The following is a 17,520-nucleotide window of genomic DNA, read 5'->3' as shown; positions in this document are numbered from 1 at the left end:
CCGCCTCGGTACGGGTCGTGCGGCGGTCAGCCGGACTGGCCGAGGACGCCCACCAGGTGCAGTGGTCCGGCCTTGCCGACGATCACGTGGGCTGCGTCGAGTGCGACCACGGTCGTCAGGCCGACCTGGAGAGTCCGGGGCGGGGAGCCGTTCGGGACAGCCTCGCCTTGCGGTCGCTCTCGCCCCTGGCCCGGCCCGGCGGCCAGCAGCGCGCCGCTGAAGTCGGCGAGGAGGGTCTCGCCTGCAAGGGAGTGAACCTCGATCACGCTGTCGGAGACAGCGAGGGATGCCACGCCGCCCTCCACCGGGAGCCGCGCCCACGGGGTGATCCACCGCTGGCCCATGAGCACGCCCGAGTGGCCCACGACGTCGGTGTGCAGTTCGAGGTTCTCGTCCGCCGCCGTGACCACCTGGAGCGACATCCCACCACGGCGCGGCTGCACAGTGCCGAGCGCGCGTTCCCGGCCGTCCGCGCCCACGGCGACCAAGTGGATCGGGCTGTCCCCCCGGATCCCCCTGGCCGCGACGGACCACTCACGCACGTACGGCCGGTCCTGCTCCAACAGGTCCGGCGGGTCGACCAGCCATTCGAGGTGCTTCCTGAGCTCCGGTTCCTGCAGGGGCCCGCGGCACTGGAAGAGTGCGCCGGCGACCTGGGCCCTGGTGAGTGGCGGCGGCTCCTCGGGGACGGCGCCCAGGTCCACCCACCGCAGGCCCGACACGGTGTGCGCCCACAGGCCGAGAGCCGTCCCCGGCGGCAGTGAGTCCGGTGCCGTGATGTCGATGCCGCCCGCGTCCACGGTGATGGCGGCCTCCCAGGTGTCGGGCGGGCTGGTCACGACACCGGGGCCCAGGAGGCGCAGCGGCTCGGGCGCGGTGTGCCAGAGGATGACGGCACCGGGGTGGTACGCCCGGGTGACGCGGCCGTTCTTGCAGTCCGTCTCGATTCGCCATTCGCCGGCTTGTGCGATTCCCCGGAGTTCGCGCTGGGGCTGCGGGGCGGAGAGGCTGCCGCGGGAGGTCATGCCGTCGCGGTCTGCGAAGCCGCTCTGCATGGCGAGGGTGAGGCTGGGCATGTTCATGACCAGGGGGAATGTCCCCTCCCAGGTCACGAGGTCGTCGGTCTGCGCGACCTTGGTGAAGGTCGGCTTCGTGGGATTCATGGCCTGGATCTTCTTCGTCACTTCCGCGTCGATGACGAAGGGGATGGCCATGAAGGAGATCAGGCCGAGTCGGACGCCGAGTCCGCCGATCAGCGGGCCGATGAACGGGATGGCGGTGACGCCGATGCCCGCCGCCAGCGCGGCGATCGCGCAGACCGCCGAGTCCCAGTCGGAGGTGTCCCAGCCGATCCGCACGATCACCCGGGCGTTTCCCTCCGCGGGTTGCGGCACGAAGGCGAGGGAGGTGTTCACCGTGACGGAGATGTCGAGGTCGAAGCAGGGGGTGTCGACCGCCTCGATCTTGCCGGAGATGTTGACGCCGAATCCCTCCGGCACGGCGCCCCACCCACCGGTCGGGTGCCGTTCGACCTTGTACTCCCCCGTCGCCGCCATTGCGTCGAACTGCTCGCGCTGGTTCGCCACGGCGTCCTCGGCCAGGTATGCGCCGTCCAGGAACAGCGCCCAGTCGGATCCGCCGGTGCGGTCGACCACCGGGCCGGTCAGGGGGGTGGGGACCGACGCGCAGCGGATGACGATCACGTCGCCGTCCGCCAGTACGGTCGCCGCCAAGACGTTGACGGTCGCCGGCCACGGGGCGACGAGCGGCTCCACCGGAAGCACCGACACGGGGATCGGGTGGCCCTCGATCTCCGCCGCCGCCGGCCTCATGGTGAACGCGGTGGGGGATGCCGCGGCCCCTACCCAGACGTGGCCCAGCGCCACCTGGGTGGCGGGCTCGTTGAGGCTGCCCGCGTCGAGGGCGTCCTGGTAGGTGGTGTGGTGGACCTCCATGGTCGCGCGGAACGCGAGCTCCCCGGGGGCGAAGCCGGCTCCCGGCGGCGCCTCACCGGGGTCCGCGAGCTCCACCCCGGTGCAGATCAGCCGGTCGAGCCAGCGGCCGGGTAACAGGGGAAGGTTCGCGACCGGCAGCGGCAGCCCGCTGAGTCTGGACTTCAGCAGGGCGAGGAAGGTGTCCTTCCGGTACTGCATCTCGAAGATTCCCATGGCGGCGACCTCTCCACTCCCCCTGTTTCCATGAAGCGCCAGCGAAGCGGCGAACGCAATAGGCTGAAGCATACGAACGGCCATTGCTGGGAAAGGCCCGATGGGCTCTGCCTCGGGGCTGACCGCACTGCCCTGCCGACGACGCGTTCTTCATCGGCCCCGCGCGGGCCCCCTGTCGGCTACGCCGCCGCGCTGCCCACGCCCCGCTCGGGCAGAGCGGCGGCTGGGGCCACCTCCTGTACCTCAGCGGCACCGCCGCTCAGATCCGGCAGTCACAGCTCGGCCGAACGCGAACGCACCGCCGAACCCCGTCCCGTCGCCGCCACGCTCACCCGGCGAGGACGACGGGCAGGGGGCGGCACGCCTCCGTGCGGGCGAGCAGCAGCGTGGGCAGGCCCGCGGAGTCCGTGAACGTGACAGCACCGAGGTCGACGACGAGCGTCAAAGGAGCCGGCTGGACCGCGATGGCCCGGTTCAACGCGCGTGCGGCAGGGAGACCCGGTCGACATCGAGCTGCTGCGCGCCCACATCGCCACCGAGGAAGCCGGCCCCGCCCTGCGGCGACCTCGACCGGTGTGCCGTGCTACTTGTCGAGGACGCCGACCGCGTGGGCGATGACGAGCAGCGAGGTCATGAGTGCGGCGATGCTCTCGATGGCCATCAGCGCCTTGGCCCGGGGGGACAGCGGCATGGTGTCGGTGGGGCTGAAGGCGGTGGAGTTGGTGACCGAGACGTACAGGTAGTCCATCAGGGTGGGGACCCAGTCGCTGGTGCGGGACGAGCCGTCGGCGACCTCCTCGACGGCGTCGTCGTTCTCGTCCTGGGAGAACCGGAAGTCCGCCAGCGGCAGTTCGGAGCGCTCGGCCTGGGTGCGCGCCACCGGGCCGCCGCGGTCGAGTTCCCAGAACGCCAGGCCGAAGACGATGATGCCGGTGGCCCAGACCTGGAGCGCGGCGAGCAGCAGGGGGCCGCCCTCCTGGGCCTTGTCGGTGACCATGGCGTGCACCAGCAGGCCGAGCGAGATCAGGTTGCTGATGCCGATGAGGGCGACCAGGGTCAGCGACACGATCCGGGAGAAGCGGTTCTGCCGGGTCATCCGGCGCGGGTTGACCGCGATCAGCGGTATCAGGAGCAGCAGTTCCAGGCCCGGCACGACGAAGCGCGGGACGAACAGCAGTTGCTCCGGCAGGACGAGGTAGAGCAGCATGGCCGCCAGGGTGGCGAGCACCGCGGGCAGCCGGGCCTCGCCGCGGCGGTCGTGGCGCGGGAAGCGCTGCAGCGCCTTCGCCCGGTTGGCGGGCGTCTTCCTGCCTGAGTCCATGGAGCGTCTCCCGTGTGCGGCGTGGCTGTCACCAGCGGGTTCCCCGCCGTACGGGGTTCACGCTCCCGGGGGGGCCGGTAAGGCACAGCGAACCGGTACATCCCGGCGGAGCGCCGAGGTGGACGCCACCCAGGTGAAGGGCGGAGCGTCGGCGGATCTCGTGCAGGGGCGCTCGGACAGCTTCCTTCGGCTGAGCCAGCCCCTCTCGCGGACCGGGCCCCCAAGGCGCCGGGGTGAGGTGCCCCCGCCTGCGGCCCGTCAGCTCCGGCGCAGCGCGTGACGCGGTGCTTCACCGGCGACGCGACGTCGGCCGGCTTCGCTCCCGCTCGCGCATGACCCCGCCCCCGGCCCCATCCGTGGGGTGGGGCCGGGGGCGGCCGGAGGGGTGGCCCGGGTCAGAGGGTGTCGCGGTAGCCGCCGGAGGCGGTCCCGCGCTTCTCGATGAAGTGCTTGAACCGCTTGAGGTCGCCCTTGACCTGCCGGTCGAGCATGCCGGTCATGTCGGCGGCCTTCTCGGCCATACCGCCGGGCTGGAAGTCCATCTCCATCATCACCCGGGTGTGGGTCGCGTCGATCGGCTCGAACCGCACCATCCCCGTCTGCCGCACATCACCACTGGTGGTACGCCACGCCACGTGGTCGTCCGGCACCTGGTCGACGATCTCGGTGTCGAACTCCCGGGACACACCGGCGATCTTCGTCTTCCAGTGGTTGTGCCGCTCGTCGAGCTGGGTGATCTCCTCGACACCCTCCATGAACATCGGGAACTGCTCGAACTGCGTCCACTGGTTGTACGCCGTGCTGACCGGCACATCGACGTCGATCTGCTCCTGCACCTTGCTCATCGCTGCTCACTCGCCTTCGCATCGCTTCGCGGTCGGGCAAGCACCTGCCCCGACCGTCGGCCGGTATGCCTGGCCCTTACCGATTCCGTCCCATCCCGGGCGAACCGGCAGCAGCCGCCACGCATCCGAGTACGAACGCCTACGGCCGCGGTGCGCCTTACGGCGGTGCCGCAGCCCGGGGCACCGGCTGACGCGCCGCCGCCCTGGAGCCCGATCGACCCTACGGTTGGGCGGGTCCGCTCTTCTCGCCCTTGCCCGCGGGTCCTCACCGTGCGGCGCCCGGGCCGCAGCCGACTCGCCGTGCCAGGCCGAAGGCCGCTCACGGCCCCGCCGTGCGCTGCCGGGGCCGGGGCCGGGGCCGTGGGAGCGTGACGGCGGCATGGAGCAGGTGCAGCCCCGTGCCGTGGTCGTGGCGCTCGGCGGGTTCAGCGAGCGGGACGGGCCAGGGGCACGTGCGCACTACTCCTAGACGCGAACACCACCGATTGCAGGCCTGCTCCGGGGCGCGAATCCGGTCCAGCAGCAGGACCGAGCCGTAAGCCAGAGGTGTCGGACTCCTTACGGCGCGGGCGAGACACCGACCCGCAAGGAGCCGCCACGGATGGGCGGGCCCGGCGCCCCGCAACGCCTGAGGTCCTGACCTCCAGCGAAGCGGCCGATACGAGATGTCGTGAACCCCATCAGGCGAGGGTGGGCCGTGCTCCGGTCCTCGGCGTCCTGGCCTTCCTGGTGGCCCAAGCCACCACCGCTCCCGCAGGACCGGGCCAGCCAACGATCGACCTGACCCCCATCGAGATCCGCCACCTGGTGAACGCACTGATCCTCGACCGGCCGCGCTCTCCACGGGTCGATCGGGCGCCGGACGCACCAAGGACGAGCCCGCCACAGCCGCTACCGGCGCAGACTCGCCACCTGATCACGAAGTGCGGCCGGAGTACCCGCAGCGGTTCCCCGCCGCCCCTGTGCCCCGGGAGGGCCCGCCGCCGTGCGAAGGAGCGGGCCCAAAGGCTGGTCAGCCCTTGCGCGGGTAGGCGACCAGGCCGCCCTCCGAGACCGACGGGAGCTTGAAGACGCCCACCCCGGCCAGGTCGGCCACCGGGATGCCGTCCACACCGTCCAGCGCCTGCGCGGTCCCGGTGGCCAGCGACAGCTGGACGGGCGCCTTGGAGCCGCCGACGCCGCCGTCCTTGGTGAGCGAGGTGCCATAGGCCGTTCCGTCGTCGGTGACGGCGGTGAAGGTCAGCGGCTTGCTGCTCTTCGTCTCCTCGAAGCAGTAGCCCTTCTTCGCGGTGAGGTCGAAGGCCAGGTGCTCGGAGACCAGGTAGCGGCCGTTCGGCGAGAGCGCCGAGGCGGGGGCCCCTCCGGTGCCGATCAGCGGCTTGTCACACAGCACCGACGCCTTGACCTGGCCGCTCTCGCCGTCCAGGACGGCCCACACGTTGTGGCTGCCCTGGTCCTTCTCCTGCCAGCGGGCCAGCAGTTGGCCGCCGGCCACCGGCCAGACCGCCGCCTGGGCCGGATCCGCCTCGGGGGGTGCCACCGTGGTGTTGTCCCAGCCCGCCGGCGACCAGAACCTGGTCGCGTCCAGGCTGTTGCTGACCACCGGGCCCTTGCCGGTCATCGCCACGACCGGGCCGTTGCACTGAAGGCAACCCGTGGGCGCGGTGAGCGATTTGGGCTCGACGGTCTGCTGCGCGCCGGTGGCCGCGTCGACCACCGTGACCTTGTCGGTCACCGAGTCCAGCAGCAGCTTGCCACCACCGCCGTCGAGCACCTCGTGCCGGCCACCGCTCGGCATCGGGATCTCCAGGTGCTGGGCGGGGACGGCGTCCTGGCCCGAACCTTCGGCGGCGAAGACGTCGATCGAGTAGATCTGCTGGGCCTTCGTCAGCGCGTCCCCGCCGGACTTGCCGGTGGACCACAGCACCACGAACTCCTTGCCCCCGGCGGACACCACCATCAGCCTGGGCGCGTACGCCTCGCCGAGGCCCTTGACCGGCTTGCTCGCCCACCGGACCTTCCCGGTGCCGGCCTCCCGCGCGGTCAGCACATACGTCTGCTCCGTGCCGGACAGCGTGACCACCAGCCCGGCCTTCGGCAACACCCCGTAGCTCACAGCCTGCTGGGCCGTCAGCTGCCAGCGCGCGGTGTTCCCGTACGCCGCCGGGACCTTCATCGCGAGCGTGGGGGCATCCGACGGAGCCGACGGTGCACCGTTCCCGGCCGGCGTCGTCGAGGCCGCTCCCGCAGCCGCCCCCGAACTCGCCCCGTCACCGGTCCCACCACTTCCGCCGCTCCCGCACGCCGTGAGCACCCCCGCCGCCAGTAGGACGCCCGCCACCCTGGTGATCCGCACCCGAAAACCTCCTCCCCCGAAGGGGAACGCGCACCAGCGCGCACCCCCGGTCAAGCCGTTCTGGTCGCGACACGGTACCAACGCGGCGGACCTTGGTGCCCGGTTTTCCCGCCGCTCCTGTGACAGTCCGTCAACAAAGCGGCCCCGTACTCCGCAGCCGTCCCGGGGCCCGGCGGGTCGCCGCCGCGCGGTACCCGGGTCGCAGCCCGGACGCTGCGCGGGAGGGGTGCGGTGCAGGGTCGGGTGCGGTGCCGCCGGGGCCGCACCGCACTGGCTATCCGGACGGGGGAACGGGAGCTGAGGGTGGTCCTCACCGCGGCCCCGGCCCCGGCCCCGGGACAGCGACCCGCGGTGATGTGGCGATCACCTCGCAGGCGCACACGATCCGGTCGAAGGCCGGGCAGGTGCCACGTCCGGATCCGGGCCGCCGCCCCGTTCTCCTCGTCAGGGCGGGGGCCATCCCCCGGGAGTCGGTACGAAGGGGGGCCGGCCCTCCCGGCGGTCTACCGGCAGAGGGCCGCGTCCACATCGGCGGCGATACGCGGCTTGGCCTCGACGGCGGGCACGGTGGTCACCGCGATGTTGGCGGCGCGGCCGTCCTCCGTGACGCCGCCGCGGGTCACATAGCCGGGGAGGGTACCGCCGTGGCCCCAGTAGACGCCGCCGCACGTCAGCGGGAAGCTGACCAGACCCAGCCCGTAGCGGGCCCCCTGGCCGAGGTGCTCGTCCGCCGGGACGGTCGTGCGCATCTGCGCGAGCAGCTCCGGGGCGAGCAGGCCGCCGCCGATCAGCGTCGTGTAGAACCGGTTCAGATCGGTGTTCGTGGAGACCAGCGCCCCCGCGGCCCAGCCCCAGGACATGTCCTGCCGCGTCACGTCGGTGAGTGGGCCGTCCGGCGTCAGCCGGTCGTAGCCCTCGGGGTGCGCCTCGTGCACGGTGGTGTCCCCCGGGACCGGGAAGTAGGTGTGCCGCAGACCGATCCGGTCGATGACGCGGTGGGTGATCTCCTCACCCACCGGCCGGCCTGTGATCCTCTGGATGATCATCCCGGCGACCAGGTACCCGGTGTTGCTGTACTTCCAGCCGTCGCCAGGGGTGAAGTCGGACGTGTGGGCGAGCGCGAGGTCGAGGAGCTCCCGGGGCTCGTAGTAGCGGTCCAGCCGGTCGCCCTCCAGGTATTCCGTGTAGTTGGGCAGCCCCGAGGTGTGCTGGAGGAGCTGACGGACGGTGATGTTCCGTCCGTCGATGCCGTCCCCGCGCAGCAGGCCGGGCAGGTAGGTGTCGACGAAGGCGTCGAGCCCCACCTTGCCCTCGCCGACCAGTTGCAGCAGGACCACCGAGGTGAAGGCCTTGGTGTTGCTGCCGACCCGCACCTGGCCGTCCACCGGCACCTTCGCCCCGGTGGTCAGGTCACCGACTCCGGCTGTGTACCGGCGGGTCCGGCCGTCCCGGTCGGTGACGGTGGCCAGCGCGGCCGGAGCCTTGAAGTCCCTCACCAGGGCCTCCAGCCGCTGCTGGACTCCGTCCGGCCGGCGCGAGCCGGACGCGGCGTCACCGACGGTCGCCGGGTCGGCGGCGAAGGCCGTGGAAGCCCCGGAGCCCGGGGACGCCGTGGAGACCGGGGACGCCGTGGCGGAGGTAGGCACGCCGATCGTCAACGTGCCGAGCGTCAGTGCGCCGGCGATGACGGCCACCGCTGTGCGGGCCCGCCCGCCGGGTCGGAGACGGAGGCGGAACCGGGGCGACACACGCTCGTTCACGAAGGACTCCTGTCGATGGAGGATTCCCGGGCCTCCCGGGTGGTTTCCAGCGAACCACCCACCGCCCATGAGGGTCGTCCGCGCACAGGACGAGACCACCCCCTCGCCGCTGCGCCCCCGGGATGACACCTCCGGGACCGCGGTCCCACCCACCCGTCCTCCCGGAGCCCGACGCCCCGCCCCGAGCGGCACCCCCTCCTTCCCTCTGCCCCCACCGTTGCGGTGGACCTCTTCGTCGCAGCGAAGTGCTGTGCCCGGGATGGTCCACCGTGATCGGAAGGCGGCTCGCGGGATGAGCGCACGCGCAATGGCTGGTATTACTGGGGGATGCAGGAAGAGACGGCACGCTCCGCGATCGACACGTTCATCTCCGCTTTCAACACTTCGGACGACAGCTATGTGACTGCCCTGCTCTCCCGGGCCCTGACCTCAGACGTGGTCTTCTGGGGACCGTTGGGTCGCAGCGAAGGAATCGCGGCAGTCGAACGGTTCGTGCTGGACATCCGGCGCCACCCGGCGGGGAGCGGCACGATGGTGCGCTGCTCAGCGGTGGACATGCCTGACGAGTGGGCCCGGTACCAGTGGGTCTTCACCACGCCGGATGGAGGCCCCCGCCTGGCGGGAACGGACGTCGTCCATCTACGGCGGAGCCTCATCGACCAGTTCATCGTCTTTGCGGGGGAGATCGAGCCGTCCGCCTCCTGAGTCGTCCTTCTGTCGCTGTCCTTCTCCTGGACGTGCCCCGCCGGCGTTCGGGGGCTGCGGTTCGCGGTCGCTCAGGCCGCGGTGTTGAGGGGGCGTCCGCCCCAGCGGATGCCCTTCTCACTACGGACACGCGCACGGCCAGGATCACCTCCCAGGCAGACACGGGCAGTGCCACCGCCGCCCGTGCAGGGACACGGTGGAGAACGGCTCCCCCACCCACCTGAGCGTCAGCGGGCCGCATCCTTCCGGGGGCACGGGCGGGGAGCCGGGGTGCGACGGCGGTGCCCCGGACCCCTGGCCGTCGGCCGCGCGCCGTGAGATCGTCCGCAGGTGACCGACACCGCTGCTGGGGCAATGACCTCGGAACGCCCGGACGACCGCGTTGCGTCCGCGCTCCGCTTCTCGACGGAACTCGTCGCCTGGGTGGCCACCCCCTGGGCGCTGGCCGACCACTCGTGGCTGCTGGCCACCCTCTCCGTACTGGCACTGATCGGCCTTCCGACGTTGTTCTCCACCCCGGGGGACAAAGCCAACGTGGTCGTCGCGGTGCCGGGTTGGGCCACGATCCTGCTGGTACTGCTCCAGCTCGCGGCGGCGGTGGTCTCCTCGTGGCTGGCCTGGCCCGCCTGGGTGGCGGCCCTCGTGACCGTACTGGCCGCCGCCACCCTCTTCACGGAGCGTCGACGCTGGCGGTGGCTGGTCTCCGCGCACCGACGCGCAGGCTGAGGCTGCCCGCTGCGGAGTTGACCCGGCCCGGGCCCCCCGCGGGGTCCGCGACATCCGCGCCGACGCCCCGCTCCCCCGGCCAGCGTGCCGAAACTAACTTCGAAGAACCGCAAGCCAGTGCCCCGCCATGACGTCGGCGAGACCATCGAACGCGAACCCGCGCTCCAAGCGCGCCTGGCCCGCTCGAGGTTGGAGATCAAGCTGGGATCGCCTCTCAGCACTGCCTATGATCCGGTCCAGAACGGCGGTCGGGCTGCCGCCCCCGCGCCGCCGGCGGCACACTCCATGTCACGCCAACGCCGCAGCCAGGCAAGCCAGTTCGCGGTTCGACCGCTGAGCTCCCCCTGATGGCCGCACTCGACCTGTTCGGGTGGCGGTGGAGCCTGCGCATCCTCTGGGAGCTGAGCGGCGGCCCCGTGCGGGCACTGCGCAAGGCGCTGGAGAAGCAGGGCGTTGTCGCTGGGCAGCCACGGCGCGGCGGCGAAGCCGTCCGCTTCGGACCTACCTCGCCACCGATACCCCGTCATCCCACGACCCCGTTTCCACCCGGACGGGATCACCTGGGCCGCCCGCGCCGAACAAAGGCGGATGCGCGGCGCGTTCGGGGGTAGCCGGGGTTGTACCGGCCCAGCCGCACCTGCGGAGAACTCGGCCGTACATCGGACGCCGACGGGCGGGCCACGCACCCGGCCCTCGCCGACGAAAGGGGACAGCTGTGAAGAACCCGGCACAGGAGACCGTCGCGCACGCCGCCGAGGCGGTTCGCGACACGGTCACCAAAACCGCCCGGACCATGCGTGACCACGCCCCGAAGGATGTCCTGGACCGCGCCGGAAACCTGGCGGCCCAGGCCCGCGGTACGGCGGCGCATGCCGGGCGTGTCGCGGCGGACCACACCCCGGCGCAGGTCCGCTCGAAGGCGGGCCGGGCCGTGGGCGCCGCCCGCGCCAACCGGTCGCCGCTGCTGGCAGCCGCCGCGGCAGCCGTCCTCGCGGTGGTCCTGCTCCGCAGCCTGCTCGGACGGCGCCGGTGAAGGCCGCCAAGATCGCCTACAGGCCGGTCGGCCTGCTGCTGGGCGCATCCGCCGGCCTCCTGGCCGGCGCCCTCTTCAAGCAGACCTGGAAGGTCCTGGGCCACGACGACGACGCGCCGAACGCGACCGACGAGCACCGTACCTGGCTGGAGATACTCGTCGCGGCCGCCCTCCAGGGCGCGATCTTCGGCACCGTGAAGGCCGCCGTCGAACGGGGAGGCGCGGCCGCCACCCACCGCCTGACGGGCACCTGGCCCGCCTGAACCACGGCCCCTTCGAGCTGGAACAGCGCCCCCGGCTCCGGTTCGCGCCGAGCCCTACGACCCCCGGCGGTCGCCCCGTTCACGCCCGGGCCGGGGACCGGGCGTGAACGGGGCCTCGACCCCACCGGCCCGATACCGGGCCAACCCGTTTCCACTGGTTCCACCGGTTCCACCAGGGAGGGAAGCACAAGCGGGGGCGTCGAGCACGAGCCGGCACCGGGCGTTCTGCGCCCGCTGCCCCGCGGGACGGCACGCGGCGTGTTGTCCGCGGGGTCGGAAGAAGTCGAGGCCGGCCCTGCTCGGTCATCTCCAGTAGCCGAACCTCAGCCGCCCGCCCTGCTCCCGGCGCCCCGGCACCCCGATCGCCGGTCGAACCAGGGTTGGTCCACCCGGTGGTGGGAAGGTGCTCGGTGGTCGGCCGGTACGGTCGGCCACGAGGTGCAGGCAGGTGAACGATGATGACCTATCCCACCAACCCGACGGGCAGCGGTGCGGTGCAGAAACCCGCGACGACGGCCCCCACGCCCCCCGGCGACTACGCGGCCGCAGCAGCCGAGCCCCCGTCGGCGCCCGGTACCGGGCCCGGCCGCCCCGGGCCGAAGCGCCCCGGTCCCGTGGCCGCGGTCCGGCAGCAGGACGCCGCCGGGCCGCCCGCCGGCCGAACGACCGTTCTGAAGGGCGCGGTGGCGAGGATCGTGGCCACCGCCGCCTGCGAGGTTCCGGGAGTCCACCGGCTGGGCGGCGGGCCTTCGCTCACACATGGCGATCACGGGGGCGCCGATCGGAACGACCCCGCTCGCGGGGTGGAGGTGGAGGTCGGCGAACGGCAGGCCGCCGTCGACCTCGATGTCGTGACGGAGTACGGGTTCTCCATCCCGCGCACGGTCGACGCTCTCCGGGCCGCCGTGGTCGCCGCAGTGGAGCAGATGACCGGCCTGGAGGTGGTCGAGGTGAACCTCCGCGTCACCGATGTCCACCTGCCGCAGGACGACCTCCCGGCGGCGGGCGAGACACCACGGGTCATCTGACCCGGCCCCTCAGGGCCGTCCGGGACCCACCCGTACGGCCTGTCCGGGCGCCCGGTCGACCGGTCGACCGGTCGACCGGTCCCAGTCGGCCCGATCACCGCAGGTCCGCTCCCGCAATCCACGGGCGGGCTTCGAGCACCGAGTAGCAGGAACGACCGGCCGCCCGCGCAGGCACGGACGACCCCTGAGCCTCCTCTCCTCCAGCGGCAGGGCACCCGCATGGCCAGGAGGGCGACATCGTCGTGGTTGTCCGGCGGGATCGTGGTCGGGGAGGCGTTCGCCGAACGTTCCCAGCGGGTGGCGGGCCAGAGCGGTGGCGTGAGGGCGCGGTCGGGCCAGCCCGGCGGTGCAGAGCAAGGCAGAGCAGGAGGGTCGAGCCGGGCCGGCAGCTGGACGGTGACGTCGGCGCGGGTGGCGCCGGCCTTCTGAAGATCCGCGCCCTCCTGGCCGTCCGGGGCCCGGCTACGCAGCTGCGCCAGTCGAGGCGCTGGTGGTGGAAGCGGGCGAGGGCCGCCCAGGAGGCCCGAGACGGCCGACTCGCCGCCTCGGGCCCCGATGGACGCACCGCACCGAGCGGGGCGGCGTGCGCGGCTCCGCTCGGTGCGGTGCATCCGCCGTGCCGAGGACGGCGGCGAGGGCGAGGCCGGCCGCGGCCCCGCTGGAGAGGCCACCCAGCGCAACCACTCAGCTGCACCAAGGAGTCGATCACCCTCCGCGCGCCCGCTGATCACCCAGCCACGCGCCGCCCCCGCCGGTGCGGCGCAGGGGCGGTTCGGGAGGAGCTCAGACCGCCGCCCGCGCGGGGTCGTCGGCCGGGGAGCCGTGTGCCGGGTCGATCCGGTTGTCCGCGCTCAGGACGTCGCCGGTCAGGGGTGATCCGGATGCGCGTCGCAGCGCGCCGACGGCGGGGTCGGAGATGGAGACCGTGAGCCGGTAGGGCGGGTCGCCGATGATGGTGTTCGACGAGTCCATCGGTGCGACGAGCACCCGCTGGAGCGCGAAGCCGTCGTACCCCGGGCACAGCGCCTGCGCGGGGAGCGTGACCCCCGCCGATCCGCCGCTGCCCGGCGTGATGCGGACCTTGCCTTCCGGGGACGGGACCTCGTCATCGGAGAGCGTGACCGGCAGGCCGTACGCACCGCCGACTATCCCCTCGGGTCCTTCGATCTCCACGGCCACGCCCTCCGGGCCGAGCGGGCCCGACAGTTCGAGCTCGCGCTCCGTGCCGGGGCCCAGTAGCAGATCGATGGTGAACTCCCCCTGGTCGTCGACCCCGTGTCGCCCGAAGCCGTAGGAGCCGAGGACCAGCTGTGGGCCCGGTGTGCGGCGACCCCGCTGTTCGCCCCGGCCGGTGGGCTCGGGGACAGATGTGACCGGCGGTGTGAAGTGGTGGAAGTTCTTGGTACCGCACCGGCTCCCGATGAACGTGCCGCCGCCCGGCAGCGCCGCGTCGGCCGTCGGCCTCGGCGCAGTCGTGGGCAGGGCCGGGGCCGGAGGCCAGGCCGAGAAGGCGGGCCCGGAGGCAGATGCCGGCCCCGGAGAATCGGACCGGTTCGGGTCGAGCCACGGATTCCGGTAGGTGACCAGGCCGCCGACCGCGGCCACGAGCACTACCCACGGGATGAGATTCCGTGCCTTTTCGTTCATGTACGCCCTCCCAGACAGCGGGACACCTTATCGGACTCCCACCACATATGATCAACTGCTTGATCTCGTCCTTCGGCGGGTCCGGACCCTCACGAGGCGACGGCAGGCTGTCGGGGCTACGGCTCGCGGGGGCGCAGAGCGTCGCTCTACCGCGGTCCAGTCGGTTGAATTCCTCTGCGTGGACAGGATGTGACCTCGGACGCCGTACTGGCTGGTTCCTCGTACTGGATCATGGTGCGGTCATGCGCCGGTGGCGCTCTCCTCGGGAGCGAACAGACGCGTTCGGTGGATCCCGGCCCTGCGAAATCCTGCTCGCGGCACCCTGCTCGGCCGTAAGGTCCTCGTGCGGTTCGCGGACCGGCCCCGGGGCGAGGGGCGGCCCGTCCGCTCCACCGGCACACGGCGAAGCCTCCACCGCCGCCGGAGTCGGCGGTGGAGGCTGGACAGCTGAAACGTCACACCGCGCGCGACCCGCGACCCGGCCCGATCACTCCAACGCCAGGGACCGCGGGAGTCACAGATCCGACGCCCGCGGAGGTGGCCCGCTGAGCCGTCATCCGCACCGCCGCCCGGCGGCCGCTACCGGGCGTGGCTCTCCGGGGTGATCGTGTAGATCTCCACCTCGCCGAGGTAGAGCAGGTCGTGGACGTACTCGTCGAAGTCGTCGTACAGCAGGTTCTCCGTCCACATCCGGTGGTCCATGATCCACGTGACCAGGGCCTCCCGGTCGTCGACGGCGAGCAACCGGTCCAGTTCCTCCTGTGCGGAGCGGGCCTCGTCCGGGCCGATCGAGTCGTGCTCGCCGGCCACCGCGCGGGCCAGCGTGACGTCGATCTCGTCGCCGTAGCGCAGCACGGTCTGCTGGGCGAGCGCCCGCTTCGTCGCCCCGGCCGAGAGGATGCCGAACGGGTGCGAGGCGTAGGTCCCGTCGGGCAGCTTGACGGTGTTCTCCCGCTCGAAGTCGCTGCCTTCGGCCTTCGGGTCGGCGTTGACGAACGCCACCCGGCTCCCCGGCGGAGCCAGGCGCAGCAGCTGCGGCTCGTCCGTGTCGACGACGGGCTCAAGTGTTCGGAGGCGGTCGGAAGCGGGGGTGCGCAACCGGAACTCGGCGCCCTGCGAGTCCCTGAACCAGAGCTTGCGGTGAGTCAGCCCGGTGGATCCGTGCTCCTTGAGATCGAACGGCCGCGCGACCCGCCGGTCGAACGCGTCGCTCCCTACCGCTTCGGCCCACGCGCCGAGTTGGACGGCTTGCACGAACGTGGCGCAGTCCAGCGTCCAGGCGGCGGAGTGGTCCACCAGGTCGCGCACCGCGCTGTACGGCGAACTGCCGGTGCGCAGCCGAAGGAAGGCGTCGTCCCCGTGCCCCTGTTGCACCCAGTTCAGCCGGTTGAACGTCTTGTCCCGACCGCTGTTCTCGAACACGGGCCTTCCGGCGAGGATGCTGCGCGCGGTGAGGTCGACCTGCCCCCGGTAGGCGTAGGCGTAGCCGTCACCGCCGACGAGGCAGCCGCCCAGGCTCACCAGGACGGCGTCCAGCGAGGAGAACTCCGTCCGGCCGGCCTCTGCCAGCTCCGGCAGTGCGGCGACGTAACCGGCGTGCCAGAGCACGTCGCTGCCCTTCTCCGCCGCCAACCCCGCGATCCTGGCGAGAAGTTCCCGTGCCGTGTAGTGCTGCCCAGCAACCGTGAACACCACTGCCCCCCATCCGCTTCGAGCGACTCCACTCCCCCTGCGGTGGGACACTAGTGACACCCCGTCACCCTGTCTACGCGATCGGCGGATCCCGGGCGGTGCCGGGCACGCCCGGGCGGTGCCGCGCGGCGCCTGGCGGGACGGGCCCGGTCGCCGCGCGGGACGCACCGTCAGCGGTGGCCCAGCACGTTGACCACGCGCCCGCTGGGGTCGCGGACGAAGAATCGTCGTACGCCCCACTCCTCGTCCTGCAAGGGGTGAACGATCTCGGCACCGCTCTCCCGCATGAGCGCGTAGGCCGCGTCCACGTCGTCCACCTCGACGCTCATGTCGGGTGCGACCGGCGCGGTCCTGTCCTCGGTCATGACGCTGATCTGCGCCGCCGGGCTGGCCGGGGAGGCGAGCGTCATGATCCAGCCGTGGTTCATGACCTCCTCGAAGCCCAGCAAGCCGTAGAACTGCCGACTCTCCTCCGCGGCCTCCGACCGGATGTTGGGAACGACACGGCGAACGGTCATCGACGGCTCCAAACGCGAGTGGACCTCTGGTTCTCCCAGGAGTACCAGGAAACGCCGGCCGCCCGCGCGCACGTTCCGGCCCCCCGGGCTGCCCGGCCCTGCGGCCACCGCGCTGCCGTGGCCCGCCCGGCCGGCCCACGGGGGCAGGTGAGAGCCGCAGGGCGGCCGGGCGGGCCCCGGAGGCCGCCCGGAGCGAGCGCGACCGCGCTGCGCAACCCGGGCGGCCGGTGCCGGGCGGTCCTTCAGGGGCGCGCGTCAGGCCCGGCGGCGGGAGAGCGCCACGACAGCGGCGGCGACGAGCATGGCGGCACCGGCGGCGGCCAGTACCGGCCCGGCGTACCGGGCGGACTGGAGCACCACGTCCCGGGCCGGGCCCTCCTCCCCGTCGCGCGCGACCGCCGACCCGGCCGTGTCGGTGAAGCCCGCGAAACCCGCCTTCGCCCGCACCGCCCCGGCGCGAAGGCTGTCGGTGGCCCCGCCGAGTCCCTCCTCCACGGCGTGCCGGGCCTGGTCCGCGCCGTGGCCGACGAGTTCCCGGGCGTGCTCGGCGGTGTGGCTGACGCGCTCCCGTGCGTCGGCCACCCCGTGGCTGACCCGTTCCCGGGCCTGCTCGGTGCTTCGGAGCACGCGTTCCCGGGCCTGTTCGGCTGCATCGCGCGCCCGGGCTGCGACGTCGCTGCCGGCTTCGGGCTCCTCGCCCGTGTCGGCGAGACGGTCGCGGGCCTCCTCGGCCTGCGAACTCAGCTCCGCCATGGTGCGGGCAGACTCATTGGTGCTGTGGTCGGCGTCCATCGGGGGCACACTCCTCGGTCACGTCGATGTCGGTCAGGTGGACGGGGCGGTCAACTGGATGGGTTGCAGGGGCGGTCGTGCGGTTGACGTCAGCGCAGGGCCGGCGGGCAGGTTCTCCCGGACGGACGCGGCCCGGTGGGGCCCGGGCGTGGGACGGGAACCGCGTCGCAGCTCACGCAGGGCGGGGAGCAGGGTGCGCTCGGACCAGTCGAGGTAGACCTCCCGGTGGTCACCGCCGCCTGGACCGGCGCCACCTCGTCGAACCCCGCGTCGGCGGACGCCCGGACCGCTTCGACGGAGCCCTCGACGCGGTCGCCGCAGGGAGCCGCGAGGAATCGACTCGGCGACGCGTCCAGCCACGGAGAGTAGTCGTCGGAGATGGCAGCGAAGTCGTAGCCCGCCTGCTCGGCGTGGACGACGTCCCGCACCAGCTGCCGGGGCCCGGCCCGCCCGCTCATCACCGTGTAGCCGAATCTCACCATGTCCGCACGCCTGCCCGGGTCCCGCAGAACCACACTTCCTTGCCGGTCGATCGGCCCGAGATGGGGCGGGGGGGGGGGGGGGGGGGGGGGGGGAGAAACAACCCCCACCCCCCCCCCCCCCCCCCACCTCCCCCCCCCCCCCCCCCCCCCCCCCCCCCCCCCCCCCCCCCCCCCCCCCCCCACG

The 17,520-nt window shown here is 72.7% G+C and carries 14 protein-coding genes; 5 read left to right on the top strand and 9 right to left on the bottom strand.

Going from position 1 to position 17,520, the window contains the following annotated elements; all coding sequences use genetic code 11:
* Positions 1-26: 26 nt before the first annotated feature.
* The 5 genes from ACZ4UX_RS15175 to ACZ4UX_RS15155 all read right to left on the bottom strand — a co-directional run bounded on the left by ACZ4UX_RS15175 (position 27) and on the right by ACZ4UX_RS15155 (position 8,450).
* Complete coding sequence (locus ACZ4UX_RS15175; protein ID WP_465706953.1) at positions 27-2,168, bottom strand: hypothetical protein; 2,142 nt, start codon at positions 2,166-2,168, stop codon at positions 27-29.
* Between the two features lie 583 nt (positions 2,169-2,751).
* The gene (locus tag ACZ4UX_RS15170; protein WP_465706952.1) at positions 2,752-3,489 is read right to left on the bottom strand and encodes a hypothetical protein; all 738 of its coding nucleotides are present in this window, start codon (positions 3,487-3,489) and stop codon (positions 2,752-2,754) included.
* Positions 3,490-3,884: 395 nt separating this feature from the next.
* Positions 3,885-4,334 (bottom strand): SRPBCC family protein, encoded by a 450-nt coding sequence (locus ACZ4UX_RS15165; protein ID WP_329491774.1) that lies wholly within the window; start codon positions 4,332-4,334, stop codon positions 3,885-3,887.
* Between the two features lie 1,012 nt (positions 4,335-5,346).
* A complete protein-coding gene (locus ACZ4UX_RS15160; RefSeq protein ID WP_465706951.1) occupies positions 5,347-6,510 on the bottom strand; it encodes a hypothetical protein in 1,164 nt (387 codons plus the stop codon).
* A 683-nt stretch (positions 6,511-7,193) separates the two neighbouring features.
* Positions 7,194-8,450, bottom strand: coding sequence for a serine hydrolase domain-containing protein (locus ACZ4UX_RS15155; protein ID WP_465706950.1), 1,257 nt, complete (start codon positions 8,448-8,450; stop codon positions 7,194-7,196).
* 327 nt (positions 8,451-8,777) lie between these two features.
* On the opposite strand from ACZ4UX_RS15155, the gene ACZ4UX_RS15150 reads away from it, so the two are divergent.
* From ACZ4UX_RS15150 to ACZ4UX_RS15130, 5 genes are all read left to right on the top strand, one after another.
* Positions 8,778-9,155 carry a nuclear transport factor 2 family protein gene (locus tag ACZ4UX_RS15150; RefSeq protein ID WP_329485116.1) on the top strand — a complete coding sequence of 126 codons (378 nt, stop codon included), beginning with the start codon at positions 8,778-8,780 and terminating at the stop codon, positions 9,153-9,155.
* A gap of 354 nt (positions 9,156-9,509) precedes the next feature.
* Positions 9,510-9,881: a hypothetical protein gene (locus ACZ4UX_RS15145; protein ID WP_465706949.1), complete on the top strand. Its 372-nt coding sequence runs from the start codon at positions 9,510-9,512 to the stop codon at positions 9,879-9,881.
* Positions 9,882-10,596: 715 nt separating this feature from the next.
* Entirely contained in the window at positions 10,597-10,914 is a 318-nt protein-coding gene (locus ACZ4UX_RS15140) for a hypothetical protein (protein WP_352292540.1), read from the top strand.
* The gene (locus ACZ4UX_RS15135) at positions 10,911-11,177 is read left to right on the top strand and encodes a DUF4235 domain-containing protein (RefSeq protein WP_329485119.1); all 267 of its coding nucleotides are present in this window, start codon (positions 10,911-10,913) and stop codon (positions 11,175-11,177) included. The genes ACZ4UX_RS15140 and ACZ4UX_RS15135 overlap by 4 nt, the downstream gene beginning before the upstream one ends.
* 455 nt (positions 11,178-11,632) lie before the next feature.
* A complete protein-coding gene (locus tag ACZ4UX_RS15130) occupies positions 11,633-12,205 on the top strand; it encodes an Asp23/Gls24 family envelope stress response protein (RefSeq protein WP_465706948.1) in 573 nt (190 codons plus the stop codon).
* A gap of 783 nt (positions 12,206-12,988) precedes the next feature.
* On the opposite strand, the gene ACZ4UX_RS15125 is transcribed toward ACZ4UX_RS15130, so the two are convergent.
* The 4 genes from ACZ4UX_RS15125 to ACZ4UX_RS15110 form a co-directional block, all read right to left on the bottom strand.
* Positions 12,989-13,378: a hypothetical protein gene (locus ACZ4UX_RS15125; protein ID WP_465706947.1), complete on the bottom strand. Its 390-nt coding sequence runs from the start codon at positions 13,376-13,378 to the stop codon at positions 12,989-12,991.
* A 1,053-nt stretch (positions 13,379-14,431) separates the two neighbouring features.
* The gene (locus ACZ4UX_RS15120; RefSeq protein WP_465706946.1) at positions 14,432-15,544 is read right to left on the bottom strand and encodes a hypothetical protein; all 1,113 of its coding nucleotides are present in this window, start codon (positions 15,542-15,544) and stop codon (positions 14,432-14,434) included.
* A 170-nt stretch (positions 15,545-15,714) separates the two neighbouring features.
* A complete protein-coding gene (locus ACZ4UX_RS15115) occupies positions 15,715-16,062 on the bottom strand; it encodes a VOC family protein (RefSeq protein ID WP_465706945.1) in 348 nt (115 codons plus the stop codon).
* A gap of 255 nt (positions 16,063-16,317) precedes the next feature.
* Positions 16,318-16,854 (bottom strand): hypothetical protein, encoded by a 537-nt coding sequence (locus ACZ4UX_RS15110; RefSeq protein ID WP_465706944.1) that lies wholly within the window; start codon positions 16,852-16,854, stop codon positions 16,318-16,320.
* Positions 16,855-17,520: the final 666 nt, after the last annotated feature.

The organism is Kitasatospora sp. NPDC028961, from assembly GCF_055564815.1.
Note: the sequence above shows the minus strand (reverse complement) of the source record. Positions and strands in the feature narration are given on the sequence as shown.